This is a genomic window from Pseudomonas sp. ASL9, assembly GCF_056680335.1.
This window is the reverse complement of record NZ_CM155277.1, coordinates 3,323,012-3,342,426: the sequence shown is the minus strand read 5'-3', so window position 1 is coordinate 3,342,426 and position 19,415 is coordinate 3,323,012. Positions and strand designations below refer to the sequence as shown.

At 58.4% G+C, this 19,415-nt stretch carries 21 protein-coding genes and 1 tRNA gene; 14 read left to right on the top strand and 8 right to left on the bottom strand.

What is annotated here, in order from left to right:
- Positions 1 to 14: 14 nt before the first annotated feature.
- On the top strand, positions 15 to 1,355 hold the full coding sequence (locus tag AC1ME2_RS15390) for a S41 family peptidase (RefSeq protein ID WP_480434982.1): 1,341 nt from the start codon (positions 15 to 17) through the stop codon (positions 1,353 to 1,355).
- A 4-nt stretch (positions 1,356 to 1,359) separates the two neighbouring features.
- Positions 1,360 to 2,160 carry a divergent polysaccharide deacetylase family protein gene (locus AC1ME2_RS15385; protein ID WP_480434980.1) on the top strand — a complete coding sequence of 267 codons (801 nt, stop codon included), beginning with the start codon at positions 1,360 to 1,362 and terminating at the stop codon, positions 2,158 to 2,160.
- 97 nt (positions 2,161 to 2,257) lie between these two features.
- Here the strand turns inward: AC1ME2_RS15385 and AC1ME2_RS15380 are convergent, their stop codons facing one another.
- From AC1ME2_RS15380 to AC1ME2_RS15350, 7 genes are all read right to left on the bottom strand, one after another.
- Entirely contained in the window at positions 2,258 to 3,028 is a 771-nt protein-coding gene (locus AC1ME2_RS15380; RefSeq protein WP_480434978.1) for a substrate-binding periplasmic protein, read from the bottom strand.
- 81 nt (positions 3,029 to 3,109) lie between these two features.
- Positions 3,110 to 3,880, bottom strand: coding sequence for an imidazole glycerol phosphate synthase subunit HisF (hisF, locus tag AC1ME2_RS15375; RefSeq protein WP_219063665.1), 771 nt, complete (start codon positions 3,878 to 3,880; stop codon positions 3,110 to 3,112).
- Between the two features lie 10 nt (positions 3,881 to 3,890).
- Positions 3,891 to 4,628 carry a 1-(5-phosphoribosyl)-5-[(5-phosphoribosylamino)methylideneamino]imidazole-4-carboxamide isomerase gene (gene hisA, locus AC1ME2_RS15370; protein ID WP_480434976.1) on the bottom strand — a complete coding sequence of 246 codons (738 nt, stop codon included), beginning with the start codon at positions 4,626 to 4,628 and terminating at the stop codon, positions 3,891 to 3,893.
- Between the two features lie 42 nt (positions 4,629 to 4,670).
- Positions 4,671 to 4,928 carry a DUF2164 domain-containing protein gene (locus AC1ME2_RS15365; RefSeq protein ID WP_219063667.1) on the bottom strand — a complete coding sequence of 86 codons (258 nt, stop codon included), beginning with the start codon at positions 4,926 to 4,928 and terminating at the stop codon, positions 4,671 to 4,673.
- Positions 4,928 to 5,566 (bottom strand): imidazole glycerol phosphate synthase subunit HisH, encoded by a 639-nt coding sequence (gene hisH, locus AC1ME2_RS15360; protein WP_480434974.1) that lies wholly within the window; start codon positions 5,564 to 5,566, stop codon positions 4,928 to 4,930. Before hisH ends, AC1ME2_RS15365 begins: the two co-directional genes overlap by 1 nt.
- Positions 5,566 to 6,159: an imidazoleglycerol-phosphate dehydratase HisB gene (hisB, locus tag AC1ME2_RS15355; protein WP_480434973.1), complete on the bottom strand. Its 594-nt coding sequence runs from the start codon at positions 6,157 to 6,159 to the stop codon at positions 5,566 to 5,568. Before hisB ends, hisH begins: the two co-directional genes overlap by 1 nt.
- A 178-nt stretch (positions 6,160 to 6,337) precedes the next feature.
- Positions 6,338 to 7,999 (bottom strand): OFA family MFS transporter, encoded by a 1,662-nt coding sequence (locus AC1ME2_RS15350; protein ID WP_480434971.1) that lies wholly within the window; start codon positions 7,997 to 7,999, stop codon positions 6,338 to 6,340.
- Positions 8,000 to 8,244: 245 nt separating this feature from the next.
- On the opposite strand from AC1ME2_RS15350, the gene AC1ME2_RS15345 reads away from it, so the two are divergent.
- The 8 genes from AC1ME2_RS15345 to AC1ME2_RS15310 all read left to right on the top strand — a co-directional run bounded on the left by AC1ME2_RS15345 (position 8,245) and on the right by AC1ME2_RS15310 (position 14,210).
- The gene (locus AC1ME2_RS15345; RefSeq protein WP_480434970.1) at positions 8,245 to 8,661 is read left to right on the top strand and encodes an acetyl-CoA sensor PanZ family protein; all 417 of its coding nucleotides are present in this window, start codon (positions 8,245 to 8,247) and stop codon (positions 8,659 to 8,661) included.
- A 93-nt stretch (positions 8,662 to 8,754) separates the two neighbouring features.
- A complete protein-coding gene (locus AC1ME2_RS15340; RefSeq protein ID WP_480434968.1) occupies positions 8,755 to 10,986 on the top strand; it encodes an AsmA family protein in 2,232 nt (743 codons plus the stop codon).
- Positions 10,983 to 12,050 carry an A/G-specific adenine glycosylase gene (mutY, locus tag AC1ME2_RS15335; RefSeq protein WP_480434967.1) on the top strand — a complete coding sequence of 356 codons (1,068 nt, stop codon included), beginning with the start codon at positions 10,983 to 10,985 and terminating at the stop codon, positions 12,048 to 12,050. Before AC1ME2_RS15340 ends, mutY begins: the two co-directional genes overlap by 4 nt.
- On the top strand, positions 12,047 to 12,319 hold the full coding sequence (locus tag AC1ME2_RS15330; RefSeq protein ID WP_480434966.1) for an oxidative damage protection protein: 273 nt from the start codon (positions 12,047 to 12,049) through the stop codon (positions 12,317 to 12,319). The genes mutY and AC1ME2_RS15330 overlap by 4 nt, the downstream gene beginning before the upstream one ends.
- Positions 12,320 to 12,420: 101 nt before the next feature.
- A tRNA-Phe gene (locus tag AC1ME2_RS15325) sits at positions 12,421 to 12,496 on the top strand.
- A gap of 162 nt (positions 12,497 to 12,658) precedes the next feature.
- A complete protein-coding gene (locus AC1ME2_RS15320) occupies positions 12,659 to 13,144 on the top strand; it encodes a hypothetical protein (RefSeq protein WP_480434964.1) in 486 nt (161 codons plus the stop codon).
- A 77-nt stretch (positions 13,145 to 13,221) separates the two neighbouring features.
- Positions 13,222 to 13,623, top strand: coding sequence for a hypothetical protein (locus AC1ME2_RS15315; protein ID WP_480434963.1), 402 nt, complete (start codon positions 13,222 to 13,224; stop codon positions 13,621 to 13,623).
- 65 nt (positions 13,624 to 13,688) lie between these two features.
- Complete coding sequence (locus AC1ME2_RS15310) at positions 13,689 to 14,210, top strand: hypothetical protein (protein WP_480434961.1); 522 nt, start codon at positions 13,689 to 13,691, stop codon at positions 14,208 to 14,210.
- Positions 14,211 to 14,293: 83 nt separating this feature from the next.
- Here the strand turns inward: AC1ME2_RS15310 and gabP are convergent, their stop codons facing one another.
- A complete protein-coding gene (gene gabP / locus AC1ME2_RS15305) occupies positions 14,294 to 15,688 on the bottom strand; it encodes a GABA permease (RefSeq protein ID WP_480434959.1) in 1,395 nt (464 codons plus the stop codon).
- 554 nt (positions 15,689 to 16,242) lie between these two features.
- Here gabP and AC1ME2_RS15300 point away from each other — a divergent pair.
- From AC1ME2_RS15300 to AC1ME2_RS15285, 4 genes are all read left to right on the top strand, one after another.
- Complete coding sequence (locus AC1ME2_RS15300; RefSeq protein ID WP_480434957.1) at positions 16,243 to 17,016, top strand: ABC transporter ATP-binding protein; 774 nt, start codon at positions 16,243 to 16,245, stop codon at positions 17,014 to 17,016.
- Positions 17,017 to 17,029: 13 nt separating this feature from the next.
- Positions 17,030 to 17,794: an ABC transporter substrate-binding protein gene (locus AC1ME2_RS15295; RefSeq protein ID WP_480434955.1), complete on the top strand. Its 765-nt coding sequence runs from the start codon at positions 17,030 to 17,032 to the stop codon at positions 17,792 to 17,794.
- Between the two features lie 73 nt (positions 17,795 to 17,867).
- On the top strand, positions 17,868 to 18,563 hold the full coding sequence (locus tag AC1ME2_RS15290; protein ID WP_480434953.1) for an ABC transporter permease: 696 nt from the start codon (positions 17,868 to 17,870) through the stop codon (positions 18,561 to 18,563).
- Positions 18,560 to 19,249, top strand: a complete 690-nt coding sequence (locus tag AC1ME2_RS15285; RefSeq protein WP_480434951.1) for an ABC transporter permease — start codon at positions 18,560 to 18,562, stop codon at positions 19,247 to 19,249. Before AC1ME2_RS15290 ends, AC1ME2_RS15285 begins: the two co-directional genes overlap by 4 nt.
- The last annotated feature ends 166 nt before the right edge of the window (positions 19,250 to 19,415 follow it).

The following is a 19,415-nucleotide window of genomic DNA, read 5'->3' as shown; positions in this document are numbered from 1 at the left end:
GGAGTTCGTTAGACATGCTGCATTTGTCCCGCCTCACCTCGCTGGCCTTGGCTATTGCCATTGTTATCGGTGCTCCTCTGGCGCAAGCCGCCGAAACCGTCAAGCCTGCCGTGCCCGCAGCAGCCGCAACTGCCGCAGCCGCGTCGACCAACGCCAAAGCACCGTTGCCGCTTGAAGAGCTGCGCACCTTCGCTGAGGTCATGGATCGGATCAAAGCCGCCTATGTCGAACCTGTAGACGATAAGACCCTGCTGGAGAACGCCATTAAAGGCATGCTCAGCAACCTCGACCCGCACTCTGCTTACCTTGGCCCGGAAGACTTCCAGGAGCTGCAGGAAAGCACCAGCGGTGAGTTCGGCGGTCTGGGTATCGAAGTCGGCATCGACGACGGCTTCATCAAGGTAGTCTCGCCCATCGACGACACACCCGCCTCCAAAGCCGGTGTCGAGGCTGGCGACCTGATCGTCAAGATCAACGGCGCGCCAACCCATGGTCAGAGCATGCAGGAAGCAGTCGACAAAATGCGCGGCAAAATTGGCGAGAAAATCACGCTGACCCTGGTGCGCGACGGCGGCGCACCGTTCGACGTGACACTGGCGCGGGCAACCATCCAGGTCAAGAGCGTCAAGTCGCAGATGCTGGAAAATGGCTATGGCTATCTCCGCATCACTCAGTTCCAGGTCAAGACCGGCGAAGAAGTCGGCAAGGCATTGGCCAAGCTGCGCAAAGACAACGGCAAGAAGATGAACGGGCTTGTCCTCGACTTGCGTAACAACCCCGGCGGCGTGCTGCAAGCGGCCGTGGAAACGGCAGACCACTTCCTGACCAAGGGCCTGATCGTTTACACCAAAGGCCGTATCGCCAACTCCGAAATGCGCTTCTACGCCGACGGGGCCGATGCCAGTGAAGGTGTACCGCTGGTGGTATTGATCAACGGTGGCAGTGCTTCAGCCGCTGAAATTGTTGCCGGCGCTTTGCAGGATCAGAAACGCGCCGTGCTGATGGGTACCGAAAGCTTCGGCAAAGGCTCGGTGCAAACCGTATTGCCGCTGGCCAATGACCGCGCGATTAAAATCACCACGGCCCTGTACTACACGCCTAACGGCCGTTCGATTCAGGCTCAGGGCATCGCGCCGGACATTGAAGTGCGTCGTGGCAAAGTGACCAGCGAAGTGGATGCCGAGAACTACAAGGAAGCCGATTTGTCGGGTCACCTGGGTAACGGCAATGGCGGCGCGGATAAACCAACCACCAAGGCACCGGCCGGGCAAAAAGCTCGTCTACAGGACAGTGACTTCCAGCTGAGCCAAGCCTTGAGCCTGCTTAAGGGCTTGAGTGTCACCCGCGGCAACTAGTGTCATGCGCTTCCGGCTACTGCAGCTGCTACTGACGCTTTCATGCAGCCTGACCGGCGTTGCTCACGCAGCGCCGGTAGAGCCCGCCAAGATAGACAGCGCCCCTGGCGCTGTCTATCTCAGCCTGGTCATCGATGACCTTGGGCAGAGCCCGACTGGCGACAGTCGTGCCTTGGCACTTCCCGGGCCGGTCACGCTGGCCATCATGCCAGACACGCCCCACGCGACCGAATTTGCCCGCGAGGCGCATCGCGCCGGCAAGACCGTCATTTTGCACATGCCCATGGACCCGGCGACGGGGCCATTCGCCTGGCATCCCGAACTCCCTCTCGACGAACTAGCAAAGCGCCTGAACGCTGCGCTGCTTGCCGTGCCTTACGCCGTGGGTATCAACAACCATATGGGCAGCCGCATGACCGCCGAACCGCAGGCCATGACCTGGCTGGTGGCTGAATTGCAACGCCGCCATCTGTTTTTACTCGACAGCCGCACCAGCGCCAGAACCGTGGCCGCCGCCGAAGCGCAACGCATCGGCCTGGCCAGTCTCTCGCGGGATATTTTTCTCGATGATGACCGCACAACCGAGGCCATTACGGCTCAGTTCGAGGCGGCGATCAAACTGGCGCACAAACAGGGTTCAGTGGTGATGATCGGCCATCCCTACCCCGTGACCCTCGACGTCCTGGAACGCGAACTGCCACGCTTGAAGGCGCAAGGCATCCAATGGATCGACCTACGGAGGATGATCAGCGTGCGCGGTAATCAGGCAACGGCCGCGCATGGCAAGAATGGGGTTTATCGCTAATACCGCGCCAATACCTTCGCGAATGAATTCGCTCCCACAAAGTTGATCCAGACACCGACCCATTGTGCGAATTTATTCGCGAAAGCGATATTGGCTGTTACAAATAACGCCCGAGAATCTCGTCAATCACCCCTTCGGCGCGCATCTGATCCAGGGCCTTCTGCAACTTGGCGACGATTTCATCGGGGACGTCTTTGTTCAGCGCCAGGAACAACTCGGCACTGTTGAAGCGCAGTACGGTTTTGAAACCGGTAACGCCTTCCTGCCGGGCCAGATAACGACCCGCAGGATCGCCAGTGGCCCAAAGGTCGATCTGCCCGTTGACCAGCTTCCTTGCGTTGTCCTGATCACGCAACACCACTATCGGGGTCATGCCATCAGTGATTAGCTGCTGGGCAATCGCGTCGCCCTTGTAGGCGCCGATCCGATACTTCTTTGCCTGCTGCAACGTCGTCAGCTTGATCGGGCTATCAGCGCGGGCAAGCATGATCCAGTCATCCGCGCCAATGGGGCCGACCCACTTGAAGAGCTTTTCACGCTCAGGCAGCCGCGCGGTAGCAAACACACCGTAACCGGGCGTTGCCATCGCAAGCTTGTAGATGCGGTCCCACGGGAAGCGCAGGGTCATGCTGTAGCCGACCCCCGCACGCTTGAAGGTCTCGCGCAGAATCTCTACGGCGATCCCATTGATCTTGTCTTCTGGAGCGAAGTTCTTGCCGTCGACCGCCATGTTGTAGGGCGGAAAGTTTTCCGTCAGCAATACCACTGAATAGGCCGCAGGATCGCCACCCGCCGCGCCCTCACCGTGGGCGACACCCGCCAGCAGGACACCAGCGCTTACGAGCACAACAAGAAGACGTTTGAACATGTGCGGTCACCCTCCAGTCCATGGCAGTGCCCAGAGTGCAGGGGGTGGAAGCCGATGTCCAGTGGACATCAGCCGACTGACTTAGCGAACCACGATGCCGCGTTTGGCCATATAGGCTTTGGCTTCTGGAATAGTGTATTCACCGAAGTGAAAGATACTCGCCGCCAACACCGCACTGGCGTGCCCTTCCAATACGCCAGCGGCCAGATGCTCCAGATTGCCGACACCGCCAGACGCAATCACTGGAATGCCCAGCGCATCGCTGATCGCCCGCGTCACACCCAGGTCGAAGCCGTTTTTCATGCCGTCCTGATCCATGCTGGTCAGCAGGATCTCGCCAGCACCGAGGTCTTCCATCTTTTTCGCCCACAGCACGGCATCCAGACCCGTTGGCTTGCGCCCGCCGTGGGTGAAGATTTCCCAGCGCGGCGTCTCACCGGGCAGGGAGACTTTTTTCGCGTCGATGGCGACCACGATGCATTGAGAACCGAAGTGCGCAGCCGCTTCGCCGACGAAATCCGGGTTGAACACCGCAGCGGTGTTGATCGAGACCTTATCTGCACCGGCATTGAGCAGGTTGCGGATGTCCTGCACGGTACGCACGCCACCGCCAACGGTCAGCGGAATAAACACCTGACTGGCCATGCGCTCAACGGTGTGCAACGTGGTATCACGGCCATCGACGCTGGCGGTGATATCGAGAAAGGTGATTTCGTCCGCGCCCTGCTCATCATAAAGACGGGCAATTTCCACCGGGTCACCGGCATCGCGGATGTTTTCGAATTTGACGCCTTTGACCACTCGACCGTTGTCGACGTCGAGGCAAGGGATGATGCGTTTCGCCAGCGCCATGAGTCGCTCCTTAACCTTGGTAGCTGTCGCAGAAGGCTTGCGCCTCTGCTACATCGAGTGTGCCTTCGTAGATCGCCCGCCCGGTGATTGCACCGATGATGCCGGGCGCTCTGGCATTGAGCAGCGCCTTGATATCGCCCAGATTATGGATGCCGCCCGAAGCGATCACCGGAATCCGCGTCGCCGCAGCCAACGCTGCCGTGAAGACGACGTTGCAGCCCTGCATCATGCCGTCTTTGGCGATGTCGGTATAAACGATGGCCGCCACGCCGTCCGCTTCAAAGCGCTTGGCCAGATCAATCACCTGAACGGTGCTGATTTCAGCCCAGCCGTCGGTGGCCACGAAGCCGTCTTTGGCATCCAGACCGACGATGACTTTACCGGGGAACGCGCGGCAGGCCTCAGCAACGAACTCAGGCTCTTTGACCGCCTTGGTGCCGATGATCACGTAGCTGACGCCGGCCTTGATGTAATGCTCGATGGTTTCCAGCGAGCGAATACCGCCACCAATCTGGATGGGCAACTGCGGATAGCGCTTGGCAATTGCCGTCACGACCTCGCCGTTGACTGGCTGACCTTCGAACGCACCATTCAGATCGACCAGGTGCAGACGACGGCAACCGCCCTCCACCCATTTGGCAGCCATGCTCACCGGGTCATCGGAGAACACGGTGGAATCTTCCATGCGGCCTTGGCGCAGACGCACACAGGCACCGTCTTTAAGATCGATAGCGGGGATAATCAGCATCTGGCAAACCTTCAAATTCAGTAGTTCAGCATTGCTCGGAAATCAGTTTTTCTCGAGCGCCCACACGTCGCTTTCGATGCTCTCGAACCTCTCTTTGAGGTGCGTCTGCACGTCGAAAATCGCCCTGTTGTAATAATGCGGAGCAATTTCGCGGGTAAACAGTTCGAGGATTTCACCCGCCTCGAACGAACCAAGATCCAGCTCGAAGCGCTCCTCCATGAAGCGCTTGATCTTGTGATTCGCCTCACGTTCCTGTTCAGGCGTGAGGGTCAAGATCGGCGGTTTGGTCTTCTTGCTCATTACCAGCGACCATCCCAGGCGGCGAAGTTCTGCAACAGTTGCAGGCCATGGGTATGGCTCTTCTCCGGGTGGAACTGCACGGCAAATCGCGAACCGTCGGCCAGCGCTGCTGCGAAATCGACGCCGTAGTGCCCACGCCCCACGACTTGCCGCTGGTTGGCGGCATCGATGTAGTAGCTGTGCACAAAATAGAAACGCGCCAGGTCCGGGATGTTGTGCCACAGCGGATGATCGACCGACTGAGCCACTTCATTCCAGCCCATGTGCGGCACTTTCAAGTGCTCGCCGTCTTCATGCAGATCCTTGCCGAAGAAACGCACCTGGCCTGGAAACACACCGATGCAATCAACGCCGCCGTTCTCTTCACTGCGATCGAGCAAGGCTTGCATGCCGACGCAGATACCGAGGAATGGCCGATCCTGGCTGACTTCGCGCACCAGCTCATCGAAGCCCAGGCGACGAATTTCCGCCATGCAATCGCGGATCGCGCCGACGCCGGGGAATACCACCCGGTCGGCTTCGCGAATCACCGTGGCATCGCTGGTGATCAGCACCCGACCAGCGCCAACGTGCTCCAGTGCCTTGGCAACCGAGTGCAGGTTACCCATGCCGTAATCGATAACCGCGACCGTCTGCATCAGAGCACGCCCTTGGTCGAAGGCATTTGCCCGGCCATACGGTCATCAAGCTCTACCGCCATGCGCAGGGCACGGCCGAAGGCTTTGAACACGGTCTCGATCTGGTGGTGGGTGTTGTGCCCACGCAGATTGTCGATGTGCAGGGTGACGTTGGCGTGGTTGACGAAGCCCTGGAAGAACTCCTGGAACAAGTCCACATCGAAGCCGCCCACGGTGGCGCGGGTATACGGCACATGCATCTGCAAGCCAGGGCGGCCGGAGAAGTCGATGACCACACGCGACAGTGCTTCATCGAGCGGCACGTAAGCGTGGCCGTAACGACGAATGCCTTTCTTGTCGCCTATCGCCTTGCTAAAGGCCTGACCCAAGGTGATACCGACGTCTTCCACCGTGTGGTGGTCGTCGATAGCGAGGTCGCCTTTGCATTCGATATCCAGGTCGATCAGCCCGTGTCGGGCAATCTGGTCGAGCATGTGTTCAAGGAAGGGAACACCGATATCGAATCGGGCCTTTCCGGTGCCATCCAGGTTGATCGAGGCTTTGATCTGGGTTTCCAGAGTGTCGCGCTCGACGGACGCCTTACGTTCGGCCATCACCAGCTCCGCAAAATCATTGGGCGAAAAAGGTGAGCATTATAGGCCCAGAACCGGCTGGCATGAAGCAAACAGAAGAAGGGAAAGGAATATCACGGGTGCAACCGGTCGGATGCACCCGATCAGAGCGCATTCACAGGGGATATTCACCCGTATGAACACGCTTTTACAGCGGGTTTTAATGAAACAACACGGCCGTTTTTTGCAGGGTGATCCACACGCCCCACGCCAGCGGAATGCCTACCGCCAGCCAGGCCGCGACGACCAGAGGCTTGCTGGCAGGCGAAGCTTTCCATTCCAGCACGGTGGTGTGATCCGCGCCGGCGTCGTGACCGTAGGATTGCTCGACGGCCAATTCCTTGTCACTCATGAAGTACTTGTCAGCCACCGGACGAATCAGCAGGTTGCAGATAAAGCCCAGCACCAGCAGGCCCGCGAGGATGTACAGGGTGATGTCGTAGGCGTCAGCGCGTGCAACGCCGATGCTCAACTGATACTCACGCAAGTAAGTGACCAACACCGGCCCCAGTACGCCCGCCGCAGCCCAGGCAGTCAGCAGACGACCATGGATTGCGCCGACCATTTGCGTACCAAACAGATCCGCCAGGTAAGCCGGGACAGTGGCAAAACCACCACCGTACATCGACAGAACCACACAGAACGCTGCCACAAACAGCGCAATGCTGCCCAAGTGACTCAACGAGGGCACCGACGCGTAGAGCAAAAAGCCCAGCGTGAAAAACACGAAGTACGTGGCTTTACGGCCGATGTAATCGGAGAAGGTCGCCCAGAAGAAGCGTCCACCGATGTTGAACAGGCTCAGTAAACCGGTAAAACCAGCAGCGATGGCGGCGATCTGACCCAGTTGAATGACGTCCAGTTGGCCATACGCCAACCCATTGCCGAGCAACTTACCGGCAAACACTTCCTGCAGCAGGGGCGAAGCCATGCCGAGGATGCCGATGCCCGCCGACACGTTCAGGCACAGCACCAGCCACACCAGAACGAACTGAGGGGTTTTCCACGCCACGCTAACGTGCACATGGCGGTGAGTAATCATCGCGTTGCCGGCTTTTTTCTCCGGAGCGGTCCAACCCTCAGGCTTCCAGCCTGTCGGTGGCACGCGGTAGCCCAAAGCGCCACCCATCATGAAGACGAAATAGATCGCCGCCATCACCAGGAAGCTCTGCCACACGCCAGCACCTGCGGGTGAAGCAAAATGGCCCATCAAGGCCGCTGCCAACGGTGCACCGACCATCGCCCCGCCACCGAAACCCATGATTGCCATGCCGGTCGCCATGCCGCGTTTGTCCGGGAACCACTTGATCAGCGTCGAGACGGGCGAGATATAGCCCAACCCCAGGCCGATACCGCCGATCACACCGGAGCCCAGCCACATCAGCCAAATCTGGTGGGTGTAAATGCCCAACGCAGAAACCACCAGCCCACCGCACCAGCACAACGCCGAAACGACGCCCGCCTTACGCGGACCGGAATGCTCCAGCCAGCCGCCCCAAATGGCCGCCGAACAGCCCAGGAAGATGAAGAACAGGGTGAAGATCCAGCTCAGCATCGAGATGGGCCAGTCGCAATCAGATGCAAACACTTGGGCAAAGAAACTCATACCCGGTGCGCAAACCACCGGAGCGGTCATGCCAATGGCTTTGGACAGCGGCAACCAAAACACCGAAAATCCGTACGCCATGCCAATGCACAAATGGATGGCCAATGCCGCAGGAGGTACCAGCCAACGGTTGAAACCGGGCTTGGCGATGATGCGTTCTTTGGACAAGAACGCAGGCTGCGCGACAATGCCGCTCAGCGTAGCGTGTGTGTTCATTATTATTTCCCCGAGTTGGATGTAGCTCGCAAGGCAATTACGTGTTTCGCCTACAACCTTCCATGCACGCAGGCAACGCTAACTTTATCGGCAGAGATCCCCCAGGCGTGACAAAAGGACGCAGGAGGAGTGGGAGGTTACCATCGCAGTCACCGCTGAAAGCTATACGCCATCATCTTTATTCGCGCTGTCTGGCCCTGATGCCACTACGCTCTACACCACGCACTGTTGATCGAGGAAACGTAATGCCCATCGTTGTCGAGTCCATACATTCAGCCACTTATCAGGATCAGGAGGATCTGCAAAAAATTTACCGCGACGCACCGGAGTGGCTGTTTGCGCCGTTCGGCAACAGTCAGGCATTGATCGAGGCAGGCCTGAGCGATGGCACTCTGTTGGCTGCACGTTTCAATGACCGACTGTTGGGGGCGGCGCACGTGCAACGAGAGGCAAACGTCTGGCGCGTGTCACACCTGTGCGTGCGCAAACTCACCCGTCGCCGCGGGGTGGCCGAACGCTTGCTGGTCGAGGCGCAAAGAATGGCGCATGAAGCTGGTTGTGAACTGCGGCTGCTAACGCCGGTCGGACACCTGGAGGCTCAGGCGCTGGCAGCTAAACTTGGCTTGCAATTAGACGCCCAGCAGCCCCTGAACCAAGGGTAAGTCACACCTGAAGGCATCGGCAGCCCGGTCCATGTGTGTGGACGCTATACTCGCGGGCTAAATTTTGAATGATTAAATTACAAGGACTCGCCCATGAAAGCGTTCGGCAAAATCCTGGGCCTGGTTGTTCTCGGGCTGTTGCTGATCATCGTGGCTCTAGGCTTTGCCCTGACCCATCTGTTTGATCCCAACGACTATAAAGACGAGATTCGCCAACTGGCGCGCGACAAGGCCCATCTGGAGCTGACCCTCAACGGCGATATCGGCTGGAGCCTGTTCCCTTGGCTTGGATTGGAGTTGCACGATGCCAGCGTGGCGACGCTGAGCGCCCCGACCAAACCCTTTGCCGATCTGCAGATGCTAGGGCTCTCCGTTCGCGTTCTGCCCTTATTGCGCCGCGAAGTACAAATGAGTGATGTTCGGGTCGAAGGCCTCAACCTGACACTGACCCGCGACGAAAATGGTCATGGCAACTGGGAGGACATCGGCCGCCCCGTGCCGCCCACGACCCCCACTGCGGTGGACCAAAGCGCAGCCACTCAACCTGCCCAGAGCATACCTGCAACGCCTGCAAAAACCTGGCAGCCGATCAAGCTGGACATCGACAGCCTGACCATTAATAACGCGCGTATCGACTATAACGATGCCAAAAATGGTCAGCAATTCAGCGCTGAAAGCATTCAGCTGAGTGCCGGCGCGGTGCATGAAGCGAGCAACATACCGATCAAATTCACCGCTTTCCTCACCACCAATCAGCCGGCAGTACGCGCCAAGACTGAACTGATCGGGCAACTGCGCTTTGATCGTGCGCTCAAACGCTACCAGTTCGAAGACATGCGACTGTCGGGCGAAGCATCCGGCGAGCCGCTGGATGGAAAAACCCTGACCTTCGCAGCACAAGGGCAACTGCTGGTGGACCTGGCAGCCAACGTCGCAGAGTGGAACGGCATGAAGCTCTCGGCCAACCAACTGCGCGCCTTGGGTGAACTGCACATTCGTGACCTGGACAAAACACCGCAACTCAGTGGCGGTCTGTCCATCGCGCAGTTCAACCTGCACGACTTCCTGGAAGGCATCGGTAAGCCAGTACCCGAGATGCTCGCTGGCAGCCTGAACAAGTTCGAAATGGTCAGCCGCATCACCGGCAGCCCAACCAGCATGGCCTTCGAAGACCTTAACCTAAAGGTCGACGACAGCATCTTCACCGGGCGCCTGGCCGTCGACGACTTCGCCAAGCAGGCGCTGCGCGTACAGCTCAAGGGCGACACCTTCGACGCCGATCGCTATCGCCCAGGCAAATCCGAGGCCGCCCAAAGTGCCGGCGCCGCGCGTAAATCCGAAGTGGAAAGCACCGAAACCCAAGCCTTCGCAGCGACTGGCGGCACGACCCCTCTGCCTAGCGCGCCGACGCAAGGCGCATGGAGCAACACCAAACTGCTGCCGCTGGAGCGCCTGCGCAAACTCGATGTCCAGGCCGATCTCAGCTTCGGCACGCTGACTATCGACAAGCTGCCGATCCAGAATGCCGTGCTCAAAACCCAGGGCCTCGCGGGGCAGATCACCCTTGAGAGCCTGCGTGGCGACCTCTACACCGGCAATTTCGAAGTCAAAGGCAACCTCGACGCCCGCCCCGACATCCCGCTGATGAGGGTGCAGACCCGCATTGCCAAAGTACCGGTTGAACGCTTCATCCAGAGCCAGGACCAAACACCACCGGTCAAAGGCCTGCTGACCTTGCACAGCGACCTGAGCAGTAAAGGCAACAGCGAAAAAGACCTGATCGACGGGCTCAACGGCACCGCCAGTTTCATGCTCAACGACGGTGTGCTGGTCAACGCCAACCTGGAACAACAGCTGTGCCAAGGCATCGCCAAACTCAACCGCAAAACCCTGGGCAGCGCACCTCGCGGCAAAGACACGCCCTTCCAGCAACTCGATGGCAACCTGGTGTTTCATAACGGCGTCGCCAGCAACCCGGACCTCAAAGTGCGCATTCCGGGGCTCACGGTCAAAGGCGATGGTGACGTAGACCTGCGCGTCCTCGGCATGGATTACCGCCTCGGCATCGTTATCGAAGGCGACAAGAGCGAAATGCCCGACCCGGCGTGTCAGGTCAATGAGCGCTACGCCGGTATCGAATGGCCTGTGCGCTGCCGTGGCCCACTGGAACTCGGGGCCAAGGCCTGCCGTGTGGACAACGACGGGCTGGGCCAGGTCGCCACCAAACTGGCAGGCGATAAGATCGAGCAGAAAATCGACGAGAAGCTTGGCGACAAAGTCAGCCCACAGCTCAAAGACGCCCTTAAAGGTTTGTTCAAACGATGAAACCCGAGCAATTTTCAGCGGCCGTGCTGGAGTGGTATGACGATCACGGTCGGCATGACTTGCCCTGGCAACAGGGCATCACGCCGTACCGGGTGTGGGTGTCGGAAATCATGCTGCAACAGACCCAGGTCAGCACCGTACTGAATTACTTTGACCGGTTCATGGAGGCACTGCCGACGGTCCAGGCGCTTGCCGAGGCGCCGGAAGATGAAATGCTGCACCTGTGGACCGGGCTGGGCTATTACACCCGCGCACGCAACCTGCAGAAGACCGCAAAAATCGTCGTGGCCGAACATCACGGCGAGTTTCCTCGTGATGTCGAAAAGCTCACCGAACTGCCTGGCATCGGCCTCTCTACCGCCGGCGCCATCGCCAGCCTGAGCATGGGCTTGCGGGCGCCGATCCTGGACGGCAACGTCAAACGCGTTCTGGCGCGCTTCACCGCCCAGGAGGGCTATCCCGGCGAGCCGAAGGTCGCCAAACAGCTGTGGGCCAATGCCGAGCGCTTCACCCCACAAACCCGGGTCAACCACTACACCCAGGCGATGATGGACCTGGGCGCAACCCTGTGCACCCGCAGCAAGCCGAGCTGCCTGCTCTGCCCGCTGGAAAAAAACTGTGAAGCGCACCTGCTGGGGCTGGAAACTCGCTACCCGATTCCCAAGCCGCGCAAAACCGTCCCACAGAAGCGCACGCTGATGCCGATGCTGGCCAACCGCGACGGAGCCATCTTGCTTTACCGGCGCCCCTCCACAGGGCTCTGGGGCGGCTTGTGGAGCCTGCCGGAGCTGGATCACTTCAGTGATATGGAGCATCTGGCGAATCAACATGCGCTGGAACTGGGCAAACACCACGAAATGCCCAGCCTGATTCACACCTTTAGCCACTTCCAACTGACCATCGAGCCCTGGCTGGTCCAGGTCGAAGAGTCCAGCCACCACGTGGCCGAGGCCGACTGGCTCTGGTATAACCTCGCCACCCCGCCGCGCCTGGGCCTTGCTGCCCCGGTGAAGAAGCTGTTGAAACGCGCAGCCGACGTATTGAACGCAGGAGAGTTGTCATGACCCGCACCGTGATGTGCCGCAAGTACAAAGAAGAACTGCCAGGCCTTGAACGCGCCCCTTACCCAGGCGCCAAAGGCGAAGACATCTTCAACCACGTTTCACAAAAAGCCTGGGGCGACTGGCAGAAACACCAGACCCTGCTGATCAACGAACGTCGCCTGAATATGATGAACGTCGACGACCGTAAATTCATCCAGGGCGAGATGGACAAGTTCCTGTCCGGCGAAGAATACGCCCAGGCCGAAGGTTACGTTCCCCCCGAGAAATAAGCGTTTCCAACAGGTAAGGGTCGTAAGCGACGGTAATAACTGAAATTTTTTTAACAACACGCTTGACGACCCCCCGAAAAACAAGTCTAATGCGCCCCGTTGCCCAGATAGCTCAGTCGGTAGAGCAGGGGATTGAAAATCCCCGTGTCGGCGGTTCGATTCCGTCTCTGGGCACCATAAATACCGAAAAACCCCTGCATCGAAAGATTCAGGGGTTTTTTATTGGGCGCTATTTATAGGTCAATAGCACAGGGGCTGACCCCGCCCCTTGGCTATTCAAAACGTATGCGCTTCAATAGCGCCCCAACGTCACCCCTGCCTGCAAAAGGACCCAAGCCCATGGCCTCGTCAGACAAACAGCAGAAACGCGCCAAACGGGCGAAGACGAAGGCCAGGCAGAACCGCGCGGGCAAGCCTGCGCAGAGCGTCGTCCATCCGGTTCTCGCGTCACCGCTAGTCAATCAGCCTTTCGATGACGTCGACATTGACCTGAGCACGTTCGACTTCAAGGACATCCTTGAAAACGGCTTCGATCCGGCCGACTTCGACGACCTGTTCCAAACCATGAAAGCCGCCGAAGCCATCAGCCAACTGGCAATGTGTGTGGTCTTTCTTCAATACCCGGTACTGGAACTGGTCATTGCAGAAGAGGAAGAAGAGAACGCCACCGATTTCTTGATGAGCCTGCTCATCATGTACCGGGCAATGTTCTACGACGAAGACGAAGACGCTGCCGTTGTATGGATGGAAGGCCCGACATTCCAGGCCGACTACAACGAGGCGTCACGGATTCTGCAGGAAAAGAACAAAACCTCGTTTCACTGAGATTGATCTACCGGACAGGCTCCAGGAGCCTGTCCTCCCCCACCCTTGCACCACCCTTTTCCTTTGAGGTTCGCAACATGCGTACAACACTTTCTGCCCTTACCCTTGCCCTCGGACTTCTGGTTGCCCAAAGCGCCATGGCCGGTGGCGATCTCAACGCCGCGCTCGGCGGTGGTATCGGCGGCGCGCTGGGTAACGTCGTCGGCCAGAAAATGGGCGGCAGCACTGGTGCAGCATTGGGTGCAGGTGTCGGCGGCGCAGCAGGCGGCGCGATCTCCGCGCCCAAAGGTCACAAGACCTCCGCAGCGCTCGGTGCCGGCCTCGGATCGGCAGGTGGCTCGCTGATCGGCGCCAAACTGGGCGGTACTGCCGGCTCAACCGTTGGCGCAGGCCTGGGCGGCGCAGCAGGCGGCGCCATCGCCAATGACATGGCCAGCGGTAGCAGCGGCAAGCACAAACGCAAGCATAAACACGACTGATCAGTTTGCCGTCAGGCGATGTTTTGCTAGGCTTTAGCTTTCGATCACACCCGAGGAGTGCAGTCATGGCATCCCTGAACAAGCAGCAAAAACGGGCTAATCGAGCAAAAGCAAAGGCCAAGCAGCAGCGAGTGGCGCGCAGCGTACGACCTGCCTTTACACCTGACGACACTCCACTCGATATTGATTATTTTTCATCCGGGTTTGACGACGATTTGCTGGACGATGAAGACGACCTGTTCGGACCCGATGAAGAAGCGCTTCTTACCGACTTGATGTATCAGCATTTCGAGGCGCTGAAGAAAGCAGAGTCGGTCAGCCAGTTCGAAATGCTTCTGACCTTTTTTCGAGGACCGTTAGCGCTTGCTGCGTTGGCGACTGACGAAACCGAACCCTTGTCGACAACGCTTGCGCTCATGCTCGCACGCTACTGGGAATGGGCGCACGGTACCGATACTGCCATCTCCTTCGAACGGATGGAACAGCCCGACTTTATAGACGATTTCGACAGAGCATTTGAAATCGTGGCCAAGGAAGGAGAGGCGCTAATTGCTGCCGAAGGCGACCCGTTCGACCCATTCAAATAAAACCCACTCCAAACAAAAACGGCCGCGATCATCACTGATCGCGGCCGCTTTGTTTTACAGAGACCTACAACAGCCTTACCTCATTAACTCAGTACAGCCTTGCCCTGGCGTATCGCGATGTTGCGGCGTCTTGCGACCAACAATCCCGCCACGATGACCAACACACTCAACACGCCGGTAGCGAGGATTTCGACGCGGTGTTCTTCCTGGAACAACATGATGGTCAGCACGCCGACGATGAAGACGATAACGGCCCATGTCAGACCAGGGAACAACCACATGCGGAAGGCGATGGTCTCGCCATTGGCGGTGCGTTTGTGGCGCAGGCGCAGTTGGGAGATGGCAATGACCAGGTACACCAGCAGTGCGATGGCACCGGAGCTGGCGAGCAGGAAGTCGAAGACCGCAGCCGGTGCGACATAGTTGGCGAATACAGCGAGGAAGGCCGCTGCGGTGGACAGCATGACCGCCCAGTAAGGCGTGCCGCTGCCGGTGGTGCGGCTGGCGACAGCAGGTGCGTCGCCGCGCTTGCTCAGAGAGAAGAGCATCCGCGAGGCCGTGTACAGCGCCGAGTTCAAGCAGCTGGTCACGGCGACCAACACCACCAGATCGACGATCAGTTTGGCGTTAGGGATGCCCATCATGTCGAGCACGGTCTGATAAGAACCCAGCGACGGCAGGCGGCTGTCATTCCAAGGCACCAACGCGACAACGAGGAAAATCGACACCAGATAGAACAGACAAATCCGCCAGATCACCGAGTTGGTGGCCTTGGTGATCTGCTCACTCGGGTTCTTCGATTCAGCCGCAGCGATCGTAACAATCTCGGTGCCCATGAACGAAAACATAGTGGTCAGCATGGCCGCCAGCACAGCGCCCATCCCGTTGGGCATGAAACCGTGGGTATCGACCAGATGACCAACGCCGCTGACCTGGCTGCCAGGCAACAAACCGAAGATCGCCAGAACACCCAAGATGACGAAACCGATAATGGCCAGCACCTTGATCAGGGCGAACCAGAATTCGAACTCGCCGTAATGCTTCACGCTGAACAGGTTGGTCGCCGTAAGCAGCAACGTGATGACGAGCGTAAATGCCCAAATGGCCATGCCGGGAAACCAGGCATGCAGAATCGTCGCGGCGGCGTTTGCTTCAAGCGGGATAACCAACACCCAGAACCACCAGTACAGCCAACCGATAGTAAAACCGGCCCAGTGCCCGATGGCACGGTCCGCATACGTAGAGAACGAACCCGTATCAGGTGAGGACACTGCCATCTCGGCCAGCATGCGCATCACCAAAACCACCAGCGTACCCGCCGCCAAATAGGCCAACAGCACAGCCGGGCCTGCTTCGGCAATGGCATGCCCCGAGCCGACAAACAAGCCGGCGCCGATCACACCCGCGATAGAAAGCATGGTGATGTGTCGCGACTTGAGACCCTGATCAAGGTCATTAGAGTTTTGCGCGCTGCTCATTAAAACTACCTTTGCATAGAAGCGATATTCAGTTCGTCGTACACGTCGTGCGCTTCGTAAAAAGAAAGCAACGACGCTGTTCCTTATTTTTTACGCAAGATTTACGCCAAAATGTGTCAATAGCGACGTCGCCCATAGATAGACGCCCTCGCGCCATGTTCCATAAGCGCTTGATAGAGATGGCATTTTGCCATTTTGTAGGATTTGTTACTGAACGCCCCATCAACTTAACAACGGTGTGCATGACAAGTACACACTGCGCCTGGCGTGCGCTCCTATGTGGTGCAGACGTGGAATGGCCGAGGAAATGCGCAAAGGACAATAAACATTCCAACGGTCCCTCCAAACTGGCACCATCGCGGCCCTTTTTTACCCATCTGCCCCTCGACGAATGCGCCAATCGGGTATCCGGCTTGTGTCCGCGCGACAGTCTGCGTTAGCGATGCGACAACCCGTCAACGACTGGCAGCTTGCTTTCAAACGCTATGCTAGCTTTGCGCTCGCCAGGAAGGCCGCCAATAGCAGGAGCACACAGAACACAATGAGGACCGCACATGGCTGAGGCCACGCCCGCGCTGGAAATCCGTAATTTGCACAAACGCTACGGTTCGCTTGAAGTACTCAAAGGTATTTCGCTGACCGCCCGCGATGGCGATGTGATCTCAATCCTGGGATCTTCCGGTTCAGGCAAATCAACGCTGCTGCGCTGCATCAATCTGCTGGAAAACCCGCACCAAGGGCAAATTCTGGTGGCTGGCGAAGAGCTGAAACTCAAGGCCGCCAAAAACGGCGATCTGGTCGCCGCCGACAACAAGCAGATCAATCGCATGCGCAGCGAGATCGGCTTCGTGTTCCAGAACTTCAATCTGTGGCCGCACATGACCGTACTCGACAACATCATCGAGGCGCCGCGTCGCGTGCTGGGCCAAAGCAAGGCCGAAGCCACCGAAGTCGCCGAGGCACTGCTGGCCAAAGTCGGCATCGGCGACAAACGCCATGTGTACCCGGCCCAACTGTCCGGCGGTCAGCAACAGCGCGCAGCCATCGCCCGTACCCTGGCGATGCAGCCTAAAGTGATCCTGTTCGATGAGCCAACCTCGGCCCTCGATCCGGAAATGGTCCAGGAAGTCCTCAACGTGATCCGCGCGCTCGCCGAAGAAGGCAGGACCATGCTACTCGTGACCCACGAAATGAGCTTCGCCCGCCAGGTGTCCAGCGAGGTAGTGTTCCTGCATCAGGGCCTCGTCGAAGAACAAGGGTCGCCGCAACAAGTGTTTGAAAGCCCCCTGTCGGCACGCTGTAAACAATTCATGTCAAGCAACCGTTAACGGAGTAACACGAATGCAGGTGTATAAAAAATTTCTCCTGGCCGCCGCCGTTACCATGGCTTTCGCGACCAGTGCCTTTGCCGCAGACAAACTGAAAATGGGCATCGAAGCCGCCTACCCACCGTTCAATAACAAAGACGCCAGCGGCCAGGTCGTCGGTTTCGACGTCGACATTGGCAACGCCCTTTGCGCCAAGATGAAAGTTGAATGCGAGATCGTCACGTCCGACTGGGACGGCATCATCCCGGCCTTGAACGCGAACAAATTCAATTTCCTGATTTCCTCAATGTCGATCACCGAAGAACGCAATCAGGCCGTCGACTTCACTGACCCGTACTATTCCAACAAGCTGCAGTTCGTCGCGCCCAAGGCCACTGATTTGGTCATCGACAAGGCCACCCTCAAGGAAACCTTGAAAGGCAAAATCATTGGTGCCCAGCGTGCAACGTTGGCCGGTAGCTGGCTCGAAGACAACCTGGGCGACACCGTCACCATCAAACTCTATGACACCCAGGAAAACGCCTACCTCGACCTGACCTCCGGACGTGTCGATGCACTCCTGGCAGACAAGTTCGTCAACTACGAATGGCTCAAAAGCGAGGCCGGCAGCGGCTTTGAATTCAAAGGCGACCCCGTGTTCGACAACGACAAGATCGGCATCGCCATACGCAAAGGCGATCCGCTGCGTGAGGCGCTGAACAAAGCGCTGAAAGAAATCATCGCCGACGGCACCTACAAGAAAATCAACGACAAATATTTCCCGTTCAGTATTCTCTGACCTGCCCGACGGGCACCGCACGCCTTGTTTCAGCAAGCGCGTCGCGGTGCCAGTCCCCTAGCAAAGCCTACCCATGAACATTGATATCTACGGATTCGGCCCGGCCCTTGCGGCTGGCGCGCTGATGACCGTCAAACTCGCCCTCTCGGCTTTATGCCTGGGGCTGGTGCTCGGTCTGCTCGGCGCCTTGGCAAAAACCTCACCCTACAAGTCGCTGCAATGGCTTGGCGGCACCTACTCAACCCTGGTGCGCGGCATCCCGGAATTGCTCTGGGTCCTGCTGATCTACTTTGGCACGGTCAACCTGATGCGCAGCCTCGGCGAAGTGTTCGGCAACCCCGACCTCGAGCTGAACGCCTTCGCGGCTGGCGTGATCGCGCTCGGCTTGTGCTTTGGCGCGTATTCGACCGAAGTGTTCCGGGGGGCCATCCTCGCCATCCCCAAAGGTCATCGCGAAGCCGGTCAGGCACTCGGCATGTCCACATCACGGATCTTCATCAAGCTGATCATGCCGCAAATGTGGCGCATCGCCCTGCCCGGCCTGGGCAACCTGTTCATGATCCTGATGAAGGACACGGCGCTGGTATCCGTGATCGGCCTTGAGGAAATCATGCGTCATTCGCAGATCGCCGTGAGCTTCACCAAACAGGCGTTCACCTTCTATATGGTCGCCGCTTTCATGTACCTGGGGCTGACAGTGCTGGCGATGATCGGCATGTACCTGCTGGAAAAACGCGCCGCACGCGGTTTCGCGAGGAGTTCGTCATGAACTGGGAAGTCATCATCAAATGGCTGCCAAGGCTGGCCCAGGGCGCAACCCTGACGCTGGAGCTGGTCGCCATCGCCGTCGTCGCCGGGCTGATTCTGGCGATACCACTGGGCATCGCACGCTCGTCACGGCACCTGGCCGTACGCGCCCTACCCTACGCCTACATCTTCTTCTTTCGCGGCACGCCGCTGCTGGTGCAATTGTTTCTGGTCTATTACGGGCTGGCACAATTCGACGCGGTACGAGCGAGCGCGCTATGGCCGTACCTGCGCGACCCGTTCTGGTGTGCGACCGTCACCATGACCCTGCACACGGCAGCCTATATCGCCGAGATTCTGCGCGGCGCGATCCAAGCTATTCCTCCGGGCGAAATTGAAGCAGCGCGGGCGCTGGGCATGTCCAAGTGGAAGGCCTTGTTCTACATCATCCTGCCGCGTGCCACGCGCATCGGCTTGCCGGCCTACAGCAACGAAGTAATCCTGATGCTCAAAGCCAGCGCGCTGGCCAGCACCGTCACCCTGCTGGAACTGACCGGTATGGCCCGAACCATCATCGCCAGGACCTACCTGCCGGTCGAAATCTTCTTCGCCGCCGGGATGTTCTACCTGCTGATGGCCTACGTGCTGGTACGCGGTTTCAAACTGCTGGAACGCGTACTGCGCGTGGAAGACTGCCAAGGCCGCTGATGCAACGGCGCGGGGGAATGGAGCAGCATAAAGACTCCACTCATCCGCGCCCTGCCTGTGGATAAGTCTGTTGATGAAAATCCAAACAGTGCACAGAAACCTGAGCGTGTTAGCCAAATCAGCCATTGATCATTTTTTGTCCATGTCTTAAAAAGTCGAAAAAACA